This window comes from Cytobacillus sp. FSL R7-0680 (genome assembly GCF_038009245.1).
Lineage (GTDB): Bacteria > Bacillota > Bacilli > Bacillales > Cytobacillaceae > Cytobacillus > Cytobacillus kochii.
In genome coordinates, this window is sequence record NZ_JBBPAO010000001.1 from 2,603,062 (window position 1) to 2,620,051 (window position 16,990).

Annotated in this window: 21 protein-coding genes and 1 other annotated feature; of the genes, 10 read left to right on the top strand and 11 right to left on the bottom strand. The window is 36.2% G+C overall.

The annotated features are described in order from the left end of the window. Positions 1-65 precede the first annotated feature (65 nt). Positions 66-1,235, top strand: a complete 1,170-nt coding sequence (locus MKY26_RS12950; RefSeq protein ID WP_307318150.1) for a MalY/PatB family protein — start codon at positions 66-68, stop codon at positions 1,233-1,235. Between the two features lie 45 nt (positions 1,236-1,280). On the opposite strand, the gene MKY26_RS12955 is transcribed toward MKY26_RS12950, so the two are convergent. From MKY26_RS12955 to MKY26_RS12970, 4 genes are all read right to left on the bottom strand, one after another. Next, entirely contained in the window at positions 1,281-1,853 is a 573-nt protein-coding gene (locus MKY26_RS12955) for a GNAT family N-acetyltransferase (protein ID WP_307318151.1), read from the bottom strand. 253 nt (positions 1,854-2,106) lie between these two features. Beyond that, entirely contained in the window at positions 2,107-2,667 is a 561-nt protein-coding gene (locus tag MKY26_RS12960; RefSeq protein WP_095372072.1) for a superoxide dismutase family protein, read from the bottom strand. Between the two features lie 110 nt (positions 2,668-2,777). Further along, positions 2,778-2,987, bottom strand: coding sequence for a hypothetical protein (locus tag MKY26_RS12965; RefSeq protein ID WP_095372071.1), 210 nt, complete (start codon positions 2,985-2,987; stop codon positions 2,778-2,780). A gap of 67 nt (positions 2,988-3,054) precedes the next feature. Further along, positions 3,055-3,798, bottom strand: coding sequence for a peptidylprolyl isomerase (locus MKY26_RS12970; RefSeq protein WP_095372070.1), 744 nt, complete (start codon positions 3,796-3,798; stop codon positions 3,055-3,057). Positions 3,799-3,945: 147 nt separating this feature from the next. On the opposite strand from MKY26_RS12970, the gene MKY26_RS12975 reads away from it, so the two are divergent. Continuing rightward, the gene (locus tag MKY26_RS12975) at positions 3,946-4,326 is read left to right on the top strand and encodes a kinase-associated lipoprotein B (RefSeq protein WP_095372069.1); all 381 of its coding nucleotides are present in this window, start codon (positions 3,946-3,948) and stop codon (positions 4,324-4,326) included. 416 nt (positions 4,327-4,742) lie between these two features. Here MKY26_RS12975 and kapD read toward each other — a convergent pair whose 3' ends face one another. Then, the gene (gene kapD, locus MKY26_RS12980; protein ID WP_095372068.1) at positions 4,743-5,357 is read right to left on the bottom strand and encodes a 3'-5' exonuclease KapD; all 615 of its coding nucleotides are present in this window, start codon (positions 5,355-5,357) and stop codon (positions 4,743-4,745) included. A gap of 379 nt (positions 5,358-5,736) precedes the next feature. After that, entirely contained in the window at positions 5,737-5,940 is a 204-nt protein-coding gene (locus MKY26_RS12985) for a hypothetical protein (protein WP_095372067.1), read from the bottom strand. Between the two features lie 258 nt (positions 5,941-6,198). On the opposite strand from MKY26_RS12985, the gene MKY26_RS12990 reads away from it, so the two are divergent. Genes MKY26_RS12990 through mnhG form a run of 7 tightly spaced genes read left to right on the top strand, consistent with a single transcriptional unit; the run spans position 6,199 to position 11,961 of the window. Next, complete coding sequence (locus tag MKY26_RS12990; protein ID WP_095372066.1) at positions 6,199-8,574, top strand: Na+/H+ antiporter subunit A; 2,376 nt, start codon at positions 6,199-6,201, stop codon at positions 8,572-8,574. Next, on the top strand, positions 8,546-8,986 hold the full coding sequence (locus MKY26_RS12995) for a Na(+)/H(+) antiporter subunit B (protein WP_180316937.1): 441 nt from the start codon (positions 8,546-8,548) through the stop codon (positions 8,984-8,986). Before MKY26_RS12990 ends, MKY26_RS12995 begins: the two co-directional genes overlap by 29 nt. After that, positions 8,986-9,327, top strand: coding sequence for a Na(+)/H(+) antiporter subunit C (locus MKY26_RS13000; RefSeq protein WP_095372064.1), 342 nt, complete (start codon positions 8,986-8,988; stop codon positions 9,325-9,327). Before MKY26_RS12995 ends, MKY26_RS13000 begins: the two co-directional genes overlap by 1 nt. Next, positions 9,320-10,810 (top strand): Na+/H+ antiporter subunit D, encoded by a 1,491-nt coding sequence (locus MKY26_RS13005; RefSeq protein WP_095373614.1) that lies wholly within the window; start codon positions 9,320-9,322, stop codon positions 10,808-10,810. The genes MKY26_RS13000 and MKY26_RS13005 overlap by 8 nt, the downstream gene beginning before the upstream one ends. Positions 10,811-10,815: 5 nt before the next feature. Further along, positions 10,816-11,295 (top strand): Na+/H+ antiporter subunit E, encoded by a 480-nt coding sequence (locus MKY26_RS13010; protein ID WP_095372063.1) that lies wholly within the window; start codon positions 10,816-10,818, stop codon positions 11,293-11,295. Next, positions 11,292-11,576 carry a Na(+)/H(+) antiporter subunit F1 gene (locus tag MKY26_RS13015; RefSeq protein WP_095372062.1) on the top strand — a complete coding sequence of 95 codons (285 nt, stop codon included), beginning with the start codon at positions 11,292-11,294 and terminating at the stop codon, positions 11,574-11,576. The genes MKY26_RS13010 and MKY26_RS13015 overlap by 4 nt, the downstream gene beginning before the upstream one ends. Continuing rightward, the gene (mnhG, locus tag MKY26_RS13020; protein ID WP_095372061.1) at positions 11,560-11,961 is read left to right on the top strand and encodes a monovalent cation/H(+) antiporter subunit G; all 402 of its coding nucleotides are present in this window, start codon (positions 11,560-11,562) and stop codon (positions 11,959-11,961) included. Before MKY26_RS13015 ends, mnhG begins: the two co-directional genes overlap by 17 nt. A 240-nt stretch (positions 11,962-12,201) precedes the next feature. Here mnhG and MKY26_RS13025 read toward each other — a convergent pair whose 3' ends face one another. Beyond that, positions 12,202-12,588 carry a hotdog fold thioesterase gene (locus tag MKY26_RS13025; protein WP_095372060.1) on the bottom strand — a complete coding sequence of 129 codons (387 nt, stop codon included), beginning with the start codon at positions 12,586-12,588 and terminating at the stop codon, positions 12,202-12,204. Positions 12,589-12,710: 122 nt separating this feature from the next. Here MKY26_RS13025 and MKY26_RS13030 point away from each other — a divergent pair, with 122 nt between their 5' ends. Next, entirely contained in the window at positions 12,711-13,109 is a 399-nt protein-coding gene (locus MKY26_RS13030; RefSeq protein WP_341097858.1) for a hypothetical protein, read from the top strand. A gap of 160 nt (positions 13,110-13,269) precedes the next feature. Here the strand turns inward: MKY26_RS13030 and MKY26_RS13035 are convergent, their stop codons facing one another. The 4 genes from MKY26_RS13035 to proS form a co-directional block, all read right to left on the bottom strand. Continuing rightward, positions 13,270-13,560, bottom strand: coding sequence for a hypothetical protein (locus MKY26_RS13035; RefSeq protein ID WP_180316908.1), 291 nt, complete (start codon positions 13,558-13,560; stop codon positions 13,270-13,272). 92 nt (positions 13,561-13,652) lie between these two features. Beyond that, positions 13,653-14,237, bottom strand: a complete 585-nt coding sequence (locus MKY26_RS13040) for an ATP-dependent Clp protease proteolytic subunit (protein WP_341097859.1) — start codon at positions 14,235-14,237, stop codon at positions 13,653-13,655. 24 nt (positions 14,238-14,261) lie between these two features. Next, positions 14,262-14,900, bottom strand: a complete 639-nt coding sequence (locus MKY26_RS13045; protein WP_341097860.1) for a sigma-70 family RNA polymerase sigma factor — start codon at positions 14,898-14,900, stop codon at positions 14,262-14,264. A gap of 81 nt (positions 14,901-14,981) precedes the next feature. Continuing rightward, positions 14,982-16,412, bottom strand: coding sequence for a proline--tRNA ligase (gene proS / locus MKY26_RS13050; RefSeq protein WP_341097861.1), 1,431 nt, complete (start codon positions 16,410-16,412; stop codon positions 14,982-14,984). Between the two features lie 58 nt (positions 16,413-16,470). Continuing rightward, positions 16,471-16,682 (bottom strand) — a binding site (T-box leader). Positions 16,683-16,990: the final 308 nt, after the last annotated feature.

The window sequence follows — 16,990 nt, forward strand, 5'->3', positions numbered from 1 at the left end:
CATTTATGTTTACATATCTTATCATATAGATAGAAATCGATAAATAAAGAAATGGTGGGATAGAAGTGGAAAATCAATATTTTCATGAAATTTTTGATCGTAAAAATACGTCATCAGTGAAGTGGGAATTGACCAAAACGGTTTTTGGAGAAGAAGATGTCCTTCCAATGTGGGTTGCAGATATGGATTTCAAACCGCCTAAAGAGGTAACAAATGCACTACAAAAACGTTTAGATCACGGAATTTATGGTTATACATTTGCGTCCCCATCCTTACCAAAAGTAATCAAGGATTGGGTAAGTGTTCATCACGGCTGGGATATTCCCCTGCAGTCCATATTATACAATACTGGTGTGGTTCCATCTTTGGCAGCGGTCGTACAGACCTATACAGAAGAAGGGGACAATATATTAATACATACCCCTGTTTATCCGCCATTCACAAATGTCATTGAAAGTAATCATCGTAAAGTTTTACGTTCTCCACTTAAGCTTGTTAATGGACATTACAAAATTGATTTTGATGACTTTGAACAGCAACTCAAAAAAGGGGCGAAAATGTTTATTCTCTGTAATCCTCATAATCCAGGAGGAAATGTGTGGTCAAAAGAGGATTTACAGAAGATCGGTGACTTATGTATCGCTTATGATTGCTTAATCCTATCAGATGAAATTCATGCAGACCTCGTCTATAAGCCGAAAAAACATGTCGCTATCGCTAGCTTAAGCGAGGAACTGAGAGGCCAGACGATTACATGCATTGCACCAACCAAAACTTTTAATATTGCTGGGTTGCAAGCATCTGCCCTTATTATTCCAAATGAGACATTAAGGAAAAAATTTGAAGATTTTCAAGCTAGACAAGGCTTCCATCAATTATCCATCTTTGGAATGGTCGGCATGGAAGCGGCTTATACCCATGGAACAGAATGGTTAGAAGCTTTACTCTCATATTTACAACAAAATATCCAGAGTGTAAAAAGTTTTATAGAAAAAGAATTGCCTGATATTGATGTCGTTGATCCAGAAGGGACGTATTTAATCTGGCTAGATTGTCGTAAACTCGGCTTAACTGATGATGACATTCAGCAAAAGCTTGTAAAGAAAGGAAAACTTGGATTAGAGCCAGGACCAAAATATGGCCCAGGTGGTGAAGGGTTTGTCCGTATGAACATCGCCTGCCCTCATGATATACTTATGGATGGACTTCATCGTTTAAAAACAGCATTTTCATAAGGATTCTGTAAAAACATGTCGGAAAAACTATTTCCGACATGTTTTTTATTTCAATAAATTCTCTTCTATATGCTTTTTTATTTCTAGCCACTCTTCTATTGTCACACTATACATCACTGTGTGACGAATTTCTCCATTCCTACGAATCATATGATTACGTAATATCCCCTCCTTCTTAGCACCTATTCTCTCAATTGCCTTTTGTGATTGGAGGTTCTCATGGCCTGTTTTTATTTGTACTCGATTAAATTTCAGTTCTTCAAAACAATAAGACAATAAAAGGTGTTTACAATTTGTATTGATTGCACTGCGCCAATAATGAGGATGAATCCATGTTGAACCGATTTCTAACCTTTTATGGGTAAGGTCCACATCTAAAAACCAAGTACAGCCAATAATTTGCTGCTCCTTTTTATTAAAAATAACAAAAGGGAACTCTCTTCCTTCTTCACGCTTTTTGATACCCGCTTCAACATATGTAACGACGTCACTATATTGGGTTAAATCCACTGACATATGTGTCCAAATTGACTCGTCTTTCGCTGCCTTGCTTATCCCTTCAATATGACAAGTTTCCATTGGAATCAGTTGTACTACACTATTTTCTAGTAGCTTCATAAAGTCCCCTCCCTTTAACCTATTAAAGCATATTTACTATAAAATAAATACGCTTTTTACATAATATTCTTACTTTTATTCACGCAATGATTTTCATAAATTTTATTTTAAAAAACTTATGACTCACTTCGTTCACTTAATGGTTTACTCTCTTCCATCGATAAACCAGCCTAGTTTTTTATCGTTTCCTAAGCAATAAAAAAGAACAAATTCCTTCCAGAATTTGTTCTTTCTTCCATTCATATAATATTGGTTAACTCTTACTATTTTGTGCTTCTTTCTGCTTTGGTTCTTTGTCTTTCGAAATCACTCCACAGGCAATTCTTTCCCCGGAGTCGCCAGAAGGCTGTGTCATTCCATCATCTGTTTTTTCATCAATGACAATAGATGTACCATCTTTTGTTAATAATGAAGACTTTTCATCTTTCATTGTAACTTCAGCTGCAACTAAGTCTGTCTTCACTTTCCCATCATCTTCCACAATAATATTAGGTAAATCACCCGCATGATGACCATCTTGATTCAGTAAACCATGATCTTTATCTTCGGGATTAAAGTGATTACCAGCCGATTTAAAGTCAGGAGCCTCACACTCACCTTTCTCATGGATATGAATAGCATGATCCCCAGGTGGCAGACCTTTTAAATCTAACCCTAACTTGACCCCACTGGCTTGCTCTTCTAATTTAACCTTACCAAGAGAATCCCCAACTGCGTTAAACATCTCTACATCTACCTTTTTTACTTCCTGTTCTGTACAACCCATTAATAAAACAGATAGACTAAATAATAAATAAACTATCTTCTTATTCATAAAGAAAGCCTCCAAAAAGAAAATCATGCACTTAGCTTTTCCCAATCCAAAAAAAATACAACCACTACTCAAAGTGGTTGTCGAAAAGTTTACAAACATGAAAGTTGTCTTCAATCAACAGAAGAGTTTTTACTTTTTTGTTTTAATTGGTCTTCGAGTTCGCGTGTTTTTTCACTCTCTTTTTTTGAGTGGTGAATAAACCATCTCATTACAAATGCTGCGAGAATCATAAAGGCAACTAACCATATAACGGCCGGAATATATTCTGTCTTGTCTTCTGGAAAATAAAGAAATAAAGAAAACACATAAGTTTGAAGCACGGCTATGTTCCTTTCTTACTTTCGTTGATATCCTTATTATAACAGTCGATGTAATCTATACCAACCTTTATTCGATGACTTGTATTTTCTCAATAATCACGTCTTCTACTGGTTTATCGTTTTCATTTACTTCTACTTGTGCAATATCATCAACAATATCCATTCCATCTATCACCTGTCCAAAAACAGTATGACGCCCATCTAGCCATGGCGTTCCACCACTTTCCACATATTTCTCAATAATTTCAGCTGGATATTCATTATCTTTCATCTGTTGTTCTAGGCCATCCCCTAATGTTGTATTCTGAACAATGAAAAATTGACTACCATTTGTATCAGCACCTTTGTTAGCCATCGATAAGGCACCGCGAATATTAAATAATTGATTAGAGAATTCATCCTCAAAGTATTCCCCGTAAATACTTTCTCCACCAAGTCCTGTGCCTTCAGGGTCTCCACCTTGGACCATAAACTCTTTCATAACACGATGAAAGATAACGCCATCATAATAGCCTTCTTTACTATGAGTGATAAAGTTTTCTACTGTCTTTGGTGCAATATCGGGAAAAAGTTTAATCGTAATTTCTCCTAATGATGTTACCAACTTAACGACTTGCTCATTTTCCCCTACTTCATTGGAAAGCTGTGGGAAACCTTTTACTTTAGCAGCTTCGCCTGTATCATCTTCTTGTGTTTTTTCCTCTGCTGTTGACTTGTCCTCTTTGTCTGCATCAGTTGTATCGTTATTCTCACCACAACCAGCAAGTAATAAAAGAAGCGTGGCAAATAAAACAAACCATTTTTTTCTCATTTTCTCACTCCCAAGCATATGTATTATACTACCATTATTTTAATATTGTACCGCTTTGTAAAGAGCCTATCTATCTGTTTTATGGATTGTCTTTCATTTCTTTCTCATTCATAATATAGGCAAGATCAATTGTTAGGAGGTACATCAATGAGTGAATTAAATATTGGAGATAAAGTTACCGGGATATACAAAACAGGGAAATATATTGGAGAAATCACAGACATCCGTCCGCAAAGTTATTTGGTAAGGGTCTTAGCAGTGCTGAAGCATCCTACACAAGGTGATCTTCACCATCCTAAAGAAGTAGACGGCGTTTTCTTTCAAGAAAGAAGAGCCTTGGCATATAGGGAACAAACGAATGTCCCTTTAAAAATGGTGAAACCTTTTACCGAAGATATTCCCGACTATCAAGATTCACTTCAAGAAGCCATTGAAAAAATGCGTGCAGAATTACTTAGCAAAAACACGCAATGGGCAGAAAAAAGCTTAATGAACTTAAAATCATTAGAAAAAGACTATTTTAAATAATTGTTTTTAAACGAACTGTCACAGATTGAGTCCTAAATCACATTGAGTAATTTAGGACTTAAACACCCCTTAACAGTCCATCTCTTTTGCCTACAGTTCTGGCTGATTTTGAAATCATTTATGTGGGCATTTCTTTGTACTCCATATTTCTAGTTAGCTCCTTTTCTTTTCTGATATTTGCTTTCTCAATAGTATGTGTGCGCTTCGGCTTGCTAACCGTCATTCCTTCTCTCACACCATGAATCCAATGCAAGCTAGTACTGGATTAAGTGGAGTAGATTAGCAACAGTACTGTAAAAACAGCGAATTTTTTCATTCGTAGTTTAGCAGCACCTTGACCACTTTTTTTGCATAAGGTTTGATATTAAAAACAGGTTTACATGCAAAAAAATAAGACCCAATTTCACTTTGAGTCCTTACACATGTTGCTTCAACAGCTTAGAAAAATCTATGACGTCCCCGATTGTAGCAGGCTTTGGTTTCTTTAGATAGCGCTTATCTTTTTCCACAAGCTTAAAGATCTGATAAGTCGTTAAGGCATCATCCAATGCTTTATGGTGCTTCCCCGTGCCTTCTTTTCCATACTCTTGCACAGCTCTCCATAAACCTGTCTGATTCTGATTACCGAAGAATCGTTTATATTCCATTGATAAATCTATTTCTTTACCATCAAAGGGAAACGGTAACTCCGTATGTAAACAATTATTTCGCAGCACCTTCATATCCATATTTCCCCATGTAACGATTTTTAAGGAGGAGACAGTTGGTATTTTCGAAAACTGGTCTAGCATTTGTTTAAAAGTGATGCCTGTATCAACCTGTTGTTGAGAAATTTTCAAAAACGAGCTACACCTTTTAGATAAATGAGGGTACTTAATTGGTTTCACATAAGATGAAAACTGGTCAACGATGTTTCCACCCTCTACCAAAATATAGCCTACTTCAATGATTTCAGGATAAAACCCTTTCCAATTCCGTTCTGGCATTGTAAATTCAAAATCAATAAATAAATACCTTGCTCCTTCCATCAGCTGAGATCCCCCTTTTTACGTAAATAATAAGAAAAGATCCTTTCTTTAAACGGATTTTTCCGTGTACTCTTTATTGTTATTATAGCATGCTATTTTTTTATTTTTCAGTTATTTGAATTAAAACCTAAATATACTCCATCATATTCCTGACTGTCCCAAATATGTACCTTTTTATTTCTCATGTGATGTACGCTCATTTCAGAAAAACCCCAAAACCCCTTACCTAAATAAACCAAAGAAGTTATGCATCGTATTAGGATTGCATTATTCATTATAATCTCATAATCATTTCAAATAAAAAAGATCCGAGCAAAGTCAAATTTGCCCGGACCTTCCAAGTCTCATTAGTCATATTTACCACGTATTTTTGAAAATTTTCTCAAGACACTTCTCTAATTTTCACGTACTCTCTCGGAGCAAAATCAGATACATCCGCTTCTATTTCCAGATTACTCCATTCACTTTCATACTTTTTAGATTGATCTGCCTTCAGTTTATTTGACATTTCCTGAGATTCAACGAACCAAGCACTGCAGAAAATAATGGCAAATATGCCTATAGCAGTTATTATTTTCCCAAACATTTACAAACCACCACCTAAAAATAGTTTGTATAATTATTCGTTTTTTTATTCATTTAAAAAATTTTTGCCAAAAATCGACGTGTTTCTACTTATTTATAAAGTTTATGGGGAAACCTACTGCTAGAGGATTTCTTCAATGCAACTGATAACTTTTTACGTTATAATTACTACCGTAGCTGTTGAACTTTAGTATGAATAGCATATTTCTCTGCATTATCTTGCAATTCACAGATTTTTTCTTCAAAAGGGGGTAATTTCTTGTCACTGTTACATTTGGCGATTATTGCGCCATTTATTATCGCAGTGTTTGTACCGCTAATATATAAAAATATTAAGTCAGTACACACAGGGTGGTTTATACTACCACTTCCTATTCTGCTGTTCATTTATTTCAGTAGTTTTATTTCTAAAACAACAAATAAACAAGTAACAATGGAATCGTTTTCATGGATCTCTTCTTTAGGAATTGACTTCACAGTTAAAGTGGATGGACTAGGTTTATTATTCGCTTTATTAATTACTGGGATTGGTTCGTTAGTTATTCTGTATTCTATTTACTATCTTTCTAAACAGAAAGAGAAATTAAATACATTCTATGTTTATTTATTGCTGTTCATGGGGGCAATGCTTGGTGTTGTTTTATCAGACAATTTAATTGTCCTTTATGCGTTTTGGGAATTAACTAGCTTTTCATCTTTTCTCTTAATTGGCTATTGGTACAATCGAGAGAAATCACGTTATGGTGCACAAAAATCAATGATTATCACCGTTTTAGGTGGACTAGCTATGTTGGGAGGAATCATCCTTCTCTATAACATGACCGGAACGTTCAGTATTACCGAAATTGTCGCACAAGCTGACACAATTATTGATCACCCACTTTTTGTTGCCGCTCTTTTATGTATTCTATTAGGTGCATTCACGAAATCGGCACAATTTCCATTCCATATCTGGTTACCAGATGCGATGGAAGCACCAACCCCTGTTAGTGCTTACCTTCACTCAGCTACAATGGTTAAAGCGGGGATCTATCTAGTAGCTAGAATGAGTCCAGTTTTTGCCGAAGACACTTTATGGATGGGGCTCATCATTGCTTTTGGATTGTTCACATTATTCTGGGGATCCTTCTCAGCGGTCAAACAAACAGATCTAAAATCTATCCTAGCCTTTTCGACCATAAGTCAACTTGGATTAATTATGTCTTTACTAGGCGTAGGAGCTGCTGCGCTGCATTACGAACAACCTGAATATTTTATGGTAGCAACTACTGCTGCAATTTTCCATTTGATGAACCATGCTACCTTTAAAGGAAGTTTATTTATGGTCGTAGGGATAGTCGACCATGAAACAGGTACAAGGGATATTCGTAAGCTAGGTGGTTTGATGAACCTCATGCCAATTACATTTACGATTGCTATAATTGGCACCTTTGCTATGGCTGGGTTACCACCATTCAATGGCTTCCTTAGCAAAGAGATGTTCTTTACTGGTATGATTAATGCACTTCATATGGATTTTGATTGGAGCATTATTATTCCAGTTATTGCTTGGATTGCGAGTGTGTTTACTTTCATATACAGTATGATCCTTGTTTTCAAAACATTTACAGGGAAATATCAACCAGAGAAATTAGAGAAAAAACCGCATGAAGCCCCTATTGGTATGCTTATTTCTCCAATTATTTTAGCATCATTAGTTATTGTAATCGGCTTTTTCCCTAATCTCGTAAAACCTTTGTTAGTACCTGCTATAGAAACGATTATGCCTATGTATGAGTTTGATGTTCATATTTCTATGTGGCACGGTTTTAATACAGAATTATTTATGACAATCGGTGTTATTATTGTTGGGATTCTAATGTACCTTGGATTAAATAAATGGCGTGGCATTTATGGTATTTTCCCGGAGAAAATTACACTTAACCGCTTCTATGATGGGTTACTTGATTCAATGTATAAAGGCTCTTACAGCTTAAATCGCAATGTAATGTCAGGATCCATTAACCATTATTTAAGCTATATGTTTATTTTCATGGTTGTGCTTATTATTGGTTCATTATTTGGGCTAGACGCTTTCGCCTTTAGCACTGATAATTTAGCGCCAATTGAATTCTACGAAGTAATACTAACATTTATTGTGGCTGCTGCATCTATCGCTCTATTGTTTACTAAGTCTCGTATTGTTTCTATTCTACTAACTGGAACAATAGGATATATGGTTGCCTTGCTATTCATCGTTTTTAGAGCGCCAGATTTAGCGCTCACTCAATTGGTGATTGAGACAATTTCTGTATCACTATTCTTACTTTGCTTCTATCACTTACCGAAGAAATTGACAGACGATCCTGTACCAGTGAAAGTGCGAAATGCCATTATTTCAGTAGGGGTTGGCTTATTCGTCATTTTAGTTGGATTAACAGCGCATAGTACGAAACTATTTGATTCTATTTCACAATATTATATTGAGAATACGTATAGTGAAGCTGCTGGGAAGAACATGGTTAATGTAATCTTAGTTGACTTTAGGGGCTTTGATACGATGTTTGAAATCGCCGTGTTAGGTATTGCTGCATTAGCTATTTTCGGTCTGATTAAGCTAAGGAGAAATGGAGGAAAGAAAATTGAAAACAAGTAACGTTATCTTGCAATCGATGACGAAAGTGTTATTATTTCTCATCATGATTTTCTCCATTTATATCTTTTTTGCTGGACATTATACACCTGGAGGCGGATTTGTAGGCGGCTTATTAACGTCAGGCGCCATCCTGCTTCTACTCTTAGCCTATGACCTTCAAACAGTAAGAAATATTTTACCATTCAACTTCTTATATATGGTTGCACTTGGTTTAGTTTTTGCTATTGGAACAGGTGCAGGTGCATTTATTTACAACAAACCTTTTTTAACACATGCATTTGGAGACCTTCATGTACCTATTTTAGGTGAGCTTCACTTGCATACAGCGACATTGTTTGATCTAGGGGTATATCTTGTTGTTGTAGGTGTAACGATGTCCATTATTCAAACGATAGGAGGAGATGATGAATAATGGAAATACTAATGATTTTTATTGCCGGCATTCTTTTCATGTCTGCAACCTATTTGATGCTTTCACGAAGTGTTGTGCGAATCATTTTAGGGACAACTGTATTAAGTCATGGCGTACATCTTCTCTTATTAACTATGGGAGGCTTGAAGAGAGGTGCACCACCTTTAGTGGGTGAAGAAGCAAGCGCATATACAGACCCTCTTCCTCAAGCACTCATTTTGACAGCAATCGTTATTGCTTTTGGAGTTACTGCTCTATTCCTCGTATTAGGGTATCGCTCATACAAAGAACTTGGCACAGATAATATGGAGAAATTGAGAGGAAATGATGGCAATGATTAATTTTTTGATACTCCCTATTCTAGTTCCGTTAATTACCGCCGTCATTCTGATCTTTTTAAATAAATCAGTTATTGCTCAAAGGTGGGTTGCTGGTCTATCAGCCTTTGCTACAGTCATTCTATCTGCACTATTAGTGAATCAGGTAAAAAATGACGGTATACAAACATTAAACTTATCGAACTGGGATGCCCCTTTTGGTATAACCCTTGTTTCTGATATGTTATCATCTTTACTTGTATTAACAACGAGTATCGTCGCATTTGCATGTATTATTTATTCATTTAAAGGAATTGGCGAAGATCGTGAAAAATATCATTTTTATGCCGCTTTACAATTTTTAATTGTTGGTGTAAATGGTGCTTTTACGACAGGCGATATTTTTAACCTTTTTGTATTTTTTGAAGTCATGTTAATGTCTTCTTATGCTTTAATTCTACTCGGTGGAACGAAAATTCAATTAAGAGAATCCATCAAGTATATTTTAGTTAACGTTATTTCTTCCGGTTTATTCGTCATTGCAGTTGGTTACCTTTATTCGGTCGTAGGAACTTTGAATATGGCGCATATTGCTGAGAGAGTGAGTGAAATAAGCGGGGTTTCTCAACCTGGTGTGATTACGATTATTGGAATCATATTCCTCATCGTCTTTGGTTTGAAAGGGGCAATATTCCCGTTATATTTCTGGTTACCGGGCTCTTATTATGCACCTCCAGCACCTGTAATGGCTATTTTTGGAGCACTCCTCACAAAAGTCGGTGTATATTCTATTATTAGAACTTACTCCCTATTCTTTTACGAAGAAGGTGGATATGTTCAACAAGTGATCATGATCTTAGCGATTTTAACTATTATTACTGGGATTATCGGTGCACTGGCTTATTGGGATGTTAAAAAGATTATCATATACAACATTATTGTTGCTGTCGGTATCATTCTGTTCGGAGTAAGTACAATGAATGAAAATGCCTTAACAGGATCAATATTCTATCTTATTCATGACATGATTATCAAAGCAGGGTTATTCTTACTTGTTGGGTTAATGGCAACCATTACAGGTACAAATAACTTAAAGCAAATGGGCGGATTAATAAAGAATTATCCAGGGTTCAGCTGGACATTCTTCCTTGCAGCACTTGCATTAGCTGGTATTCCACCATTAAGTGGTTTCGTTGGAAAAGTCCTTATTGTTCAAGGTGGATTTTCATCTGAACACTTCATTGGCGCTGCAATTGTGTTAGCATCTAGCTTATTCGTGCTCATCTCTATTATGAAAATCTTTATTAATGGCATTTGGGGCGAACCAAAAACATTTGCAAATGAAAAGACAGTTCCTTATAAGCAGTTATTAATCGCTCCAGTGATCTTAGTCATTCTTTCTATCTGCTATGGTGTAGGTGCAGATTTTGTTTATCCGTATATCTCTCAAGCTGCTGAAAGTTTAATCAACACCAATTTATATATCGATGCAGTTCTAAAGGAGTAGTGAGTATGGCAGTTCAAATTTTATTAAATGTTTGTCTTGGGTTTATGTGGATGTTTCTAACAACAACGTATGATCTAGTGGCATTTATCAAAGGATACTTTTTTGGCCTACTCATTTTGTTTGTATTTAGAAATTTCTTCAGCAGCCGTTTTTATTTGTACCGTGTTTATGCAGTGGTTAAATTGCTCTTTATCTTTATACGAGAGCTAATTCTAGCCAACATTGCTGTCGTTAAGATTGTGTTAACACCTAAGCTACACAACACGCCTGGGATATTTGCCTATCCAACAAGTTTAGAAAAGGACTGGGAAATTACCACACTATCTAACTTAATTACCCTAACACCAGGTACGTTAGTAGTAGATATATCAGAAGATAAGAAAATCCTTTTTGTACATGCTGTAGATATGAATGATGTCCAGGATGAAATAGAAGCGATTCAAACAAGCTTCGAAAAGGCGATTATGGAGGTGAGCCGAAAATGATACAAACTGCCGTTACAATTGCAATCATTTGTTTAGCTCTATCCATGCTTGCATTAGTCTACCGAATCATTAAAGGCCCAACATTGCCGGATCGTATCGTTGCTTTAGACGCCGTTGGTGTAAACATTGTTGGTATTGTCGCGTTAATATGTATCAAAGTAGATACAACTGCCTATGTAGAGTTCATTTTACTATTTGGGATATTAGCGTTTATCGGGACAGTAGCCTTCTCCAAATATCTAGAGAAGGGAGTCATCATTGATCATGATAGAGATCGCTAATATTATCATCGTCATATTTATTATTCTCGGAGCGTTCTTTCACTTAATAGCTGCGCTAGGTGTAATCAGATTACCTGATGTATATACGAGAAACCATGCTGCTTCAAAAGCTGCTACACTTGGTGTCCTTTGTATATTATTAGCTGCATTCTTTTACTTTTATTTTCATGAGAGTGAGTTTAATACAAGAGTACTTCTCTGCATCGTCTTTATGTTTTTAACAGCTCCAGTTGCTGGCCATTTACTTGGAAGAGCAGCCTATCATCATGGCGTAAAAATGGAAGGTAGTAAGGTTGATGATTACCAAGAATACCTCGAGATAAAGAAATCTAATGAACAACAAAAATATGAAGAATTTAAAAAGAAATTAGGGAAGAATCTATAAAAAAAAAACGCTACCATATGCAATCTAAACTGCATGTAGGTGGCGTTTTTTTTATTTTAATAAACAAATTTTCCAATCGTGACTAATCAAATGAATGAAACGTAACTAAGTGCGGTTTATTAAAAATGATTGTTGTGTGGATACTGGACACCATGCGAAGGTTTAACTTTCATATCATACAATGCCACATATAAAACCAAAAAAAAACAGGGTAGAAATTACCTTTCCACCCGCATTTCATTAAGACTTTTTCAATTTTAAAACAGCCATTGTACACCTTGATGCACATATTAATTTTTCTTGTTCATCGACAATCTTTATTTCCCAAACCATCGTTGTTTTTCCTTGATGTAGAACTGTTGCAATTGCTGTCACAACGCCGTCTTTCTTTGACTTAATATGGTTAGCATTAATCTCTAGTCCTGCTACACCTTCTGTTTCTTTATCAACGAGTTCATAAGCACCTAAGCTCGCTACAGTTTCAGCAAGCGCTACAGAAGCCCCTCCATGAAGGATACCAAATGGCTGTCTCGTTCTGCCGTCTACAGGCATAGTGGCAACAACCTTTCCCTTTTCAAGGCTTGTAATTTCAATACCTAACGTTTCTATCATTGTTTTTGGATACATATGTACGCCTCCCCTCAACTACCATTATAACCGAACATATATTTTATGGGAATATTCTGTTTAATCATAGAATAAGCCTTAGGCACATATATTTATGCTAATGCGATATTGAAAGGAGACCTATGATGTATCCTACACGTTTTAATCCCTCTCCTATTTGTCCGTATCCTTATACCTATCCTATATATTGCCACCCTTATCCACCAATACCTATACGTTCATTCCCTCCAGTTAATCCGGATCAGTTCATTCAATCAGCAAAAGCAATGGAAGTATTAATGAATAGTGCTAGTAAATTACTTGATAAAATGGCGAAGTCCAGAGAATACTCCTATAATATTATGACTGCTGCCCAGGAATCAAATCAAACAAAAGTTAATCAATTAATTGATTCTGCTAATCTGAACAATCATCCGAAAGTTACTTATACACCAGATGGATTAACATTAAATTTTCAATCTGCCGGTGATCAAAGTGCGAATTTGTCATTAAAATTAAAATGGACTACGATGCAAATGTAGGGTTAAGCCATATTTTCAAACCTAATATAGAAGAGCAGTCAATTTACGACTGCTTTTTATTTTTATAATCTTGGTTATGATTTTGCTGTACTATCCTTCAATATATAAATTTAAGCTTACAAAAAAATACCACAGCATCTCTCCGTGGTATCATTTTTATCTAGTTAATCTCATTATTTATATTAATATTTGGTCCATAAAGATTGGGATTGCCAGCATAGGGATTTTGGTAGCCACCAAAACCTTGATTGCCATATGGAACAGGGCCGGGGCCGTAACCGTATCCATATGGTGGACAAGGTCCTCCAAAACACGGCCTAGGTCTAAAGAACAGCGGTGCGGCTAACGCCCCTCCCGCTAATCCTCCAAGAAAACCGCCAACAAATGGCGCCGCCAAAAAGGGAAAAAAGCGTTCATCCGCAACACCAGGATGTCGATAATAATAATGCACTAGGGATTACCTCCTTTAATTAAAAGCTGGGTACCTTCCCTATTACATATGCATCTATCATCAATTAAGCGTGGGCTTAATGTGAGTTATTATCATTCACTCTTCGTTAAAATAGCATCCGCGATTCCATAATCCACCGCTTCTTGTGCGCTCATAAAATAATCACGTTCTGTATCCAACTTCACCTTGTCTAATGGTTGATTTGTTTTCTCGGCAATCATTTGGTTGGTTACGTCTTTTAGCTTTAATATCCTCCTTGCAGAGATCTCAATATCTGTCGCTTGCCCTCTTGCACCACCTAAGGGCTGATGAATCATTACTTCGCTATGAGGAAGCACAAATCGTTTTCCTTTCGTGCCAGATAGAAGCAGTAGTGCACCAAATGAGGCAGCCATCCCTGTACAGATAGTGCGAATATCACACCTAACATAGTCGAGTGTATCTAAAATAGCAAAGCCCGCTGTTGTTGATCCTCCAGGACTATTAATATAGAGTGAAATATCTTTTTTCTCATCTTCTGCAGCTAAAAATAATATTTGAGCAACAATATTATTCGCCATATGATCATTGATTTCTTCACCAATCATAATAATCCGATCTCTCAATAGTCTTGAATAAATGTCATAGGACCGTTCACCTTTAGCCGTTTGTTCAATTACATAAGGTATTATACTCATTAGGAAACCTCCAAAAGGCAAGCATTAAGCTGCCATCATATTGAAAGCATTTGAAGGGGTGCTTTGCTTGGAAGTACTATAATGATTAATTATTGGCAGTAATTTGATAAGCTCAGTGGGATGTTGATGCTCAAGTGCACGATGGAAAACTTGAAAGATTTTTCTCTCGACCGGCTCATCCCATTGCTGATTTAATTCTTTCATATCTGTTCCTAAACGTCTTCTTGCTCGATGCAATAAACTCTTAACAGAGGCTTCTTTCATATTTAACATCTCTGCAATTTCACTATTCTTAAATAAAAACGCTTCTTTTAATGAAAAAGCTAGCGCCTGTTGCACAGTTAATTTCTCTAATAATAATTCAATTGTTTCTGTCAAATGATGATTTCTTGTTTCGATATCAACATGATTTTCTGTTAATTGCTCTTTTTTCTTTTTTCTAACCACATCGATCCATTGATGATAAGCAATTTTCTTTAACAAAGCTCGTGTTAATTTAGCCTCGTTATACTTCATTGCCTTCAAGATGGTTTCTTGCGCTATGTCCTCTCCATCCCACTCATTTTGGCAAAGAAAGGTGCAATAGCTTACTAAGTCTCGATAATACTTTTTCGCAATCAAATCTAACGTTGCTGACCGGCTTACCATCTGCTCCTTCTGCATTGTTTCCTTCACCCCTTCACACTTTCTATTACTTAAACGGCTATAAGTGAAAAAAAGATATGGGTCAATAAAATTTTTTTCTTAATAAGCTTTAGCCCAATAGACAAGATGCTGTGCTTCTTCTTTACAGCAAACACACGCTTTAGCAATCGCCGTTTCATCAAATGGCATACATCGGGAAGTCACACTCGTGTCTTCTTTTATTTTCTCTTCGCATGCTTGATTGCCACACCACATCGCTTTGACGAATCCTTGTTTTTCATTAAATATCTGCTTAAACTCTTCATAAGTATATGCTTCATACGTATGTTCGTTGCGATGTTCTTTTGCCTTATGATAAAGTGAAGTTTGAACCTTTTCTAAGAGTTGAACAATTGTTTCTTCTAGATTTTCTAATGGAGTGACCATTTTCTCCCCTGTATCTCTTCTTGCAAGTACGACTTGGCCCTTTTCAATATCTTTAGGACCTACTTCTAAGCGAATGGGCACACCCTTCATTTCATATTCATTAAATTTCCAACCTGGCTTTTTATCACTTGCATCAATATCTACGCGCGCTACTTTACTTAGTCTTTCTTTTAAATCATAGGCAAAATCTAATACGCCACCCTTATGTTGCGCAATAGGAACAATCATTACCTGCTTTGGGGCAACCTTTGGCGGAATTACTAAACCTCTGTCATCACCGTGGACCATAATCATCGCACCGATAATTCTGGTTGTGAATCCCCAAGAAGTTTGCTGCACATACTGCTCTTTTCCATCTTGGTCGGTAAATTGAATCCCAAATGCCTTTGCAAAGCCATCTCCTAAATGATGAGATGTCCCTGATTGTAGCGCTTTACCATCATGCATTAAACTTTCAATTGTATAAGTTAATTTAGCGCCAGCAAACTTTTCTTTTTCCGTTTTCTTGCCTTTAACAACAGGGATAGCTAAAAGATTTTCACAAATATCTGCATAGACTTCTAGCATCTTTACTGTTTCTTCTAACGCTTCTTCATCCGTCGCATGACAAGTATGGCCCTCTTGCCATAAAAACTCCAACGTTCGTAAAAATGGTCTTGTTGTTTTCTCCCATCGAACAACATTTGACCATTGATTATAAAGCTTTGGTAAATCACGATAAGAGTGAATAATATTTTTATAATGTTCTCCGAAAAGTACTTCTGATGTCGGGCGCACACAAAGTCTCTCAGCAAGCTCATCTTCCCCACCATGAGTTACCCAAGCAACTTCTGGGGCAAATCCTTCAATATGATCTTTTTCTTTCTGAAGAAGGCTCTCAGGTATAAATAGAGGCATATAAACATTTTCATGCCCAGTTTCTTTTATCTTTTGATCAAGTGCTGATTTAATGTTCTCCCAAAGGGCGTAACCATTTGGACGAATAATCATTGAACCTCTCACACTCGAATAATCGACTAAATCAGCTTTCTTTACGACATCTGTATACCATTGTGGAAAATCTTCATTCATTGATGTTATTTCTTTCACAAACTGCTTACCCATATTGACACCTCATTTTTAATTTTTATTCTTTCAAAGACACAAAAAAGCCCTGCTTTCAAATAGGGACCCAATGACTGGTGGTACCACCCTATTTCAAAGCAAAGCTTTGCACTCTTATTGATAACGGTTCAACAAGTAAACCGCATATTCTAAAGAATATGTACTCAGAGGGCAGGTTCAGCTTTTCATTAATAGATATCTTACAGCACAAACGGATACCTTCTCTGAAAATAATGATGAAAACTTACTATTCCTCATCAACGATTAACTATTTTTTGAAGATTATATAGAGTTTAATGAAAAATGTCAAATTTTGATTGAAGGCTCTTGGTCTAATGGCTTTTTACTTCTCTTTTTAGCCCTCTCAAGTGACCTTTTTTCTATTACTAGACTAATTGGTACACAAGAAGAGGCAAAAAAATAAGATGATCAATAACAGAATGTGAAAAGATAAACCTTTCCGTACAAAGAATACAATCCATTTTTCTATTTTAATATTTTGAAGGAATTCGATTATCCCCTATATGTGTAACTAGAAAAATACAGCCCTATTAAATCCTTGAATGGTAAAGGGGCTC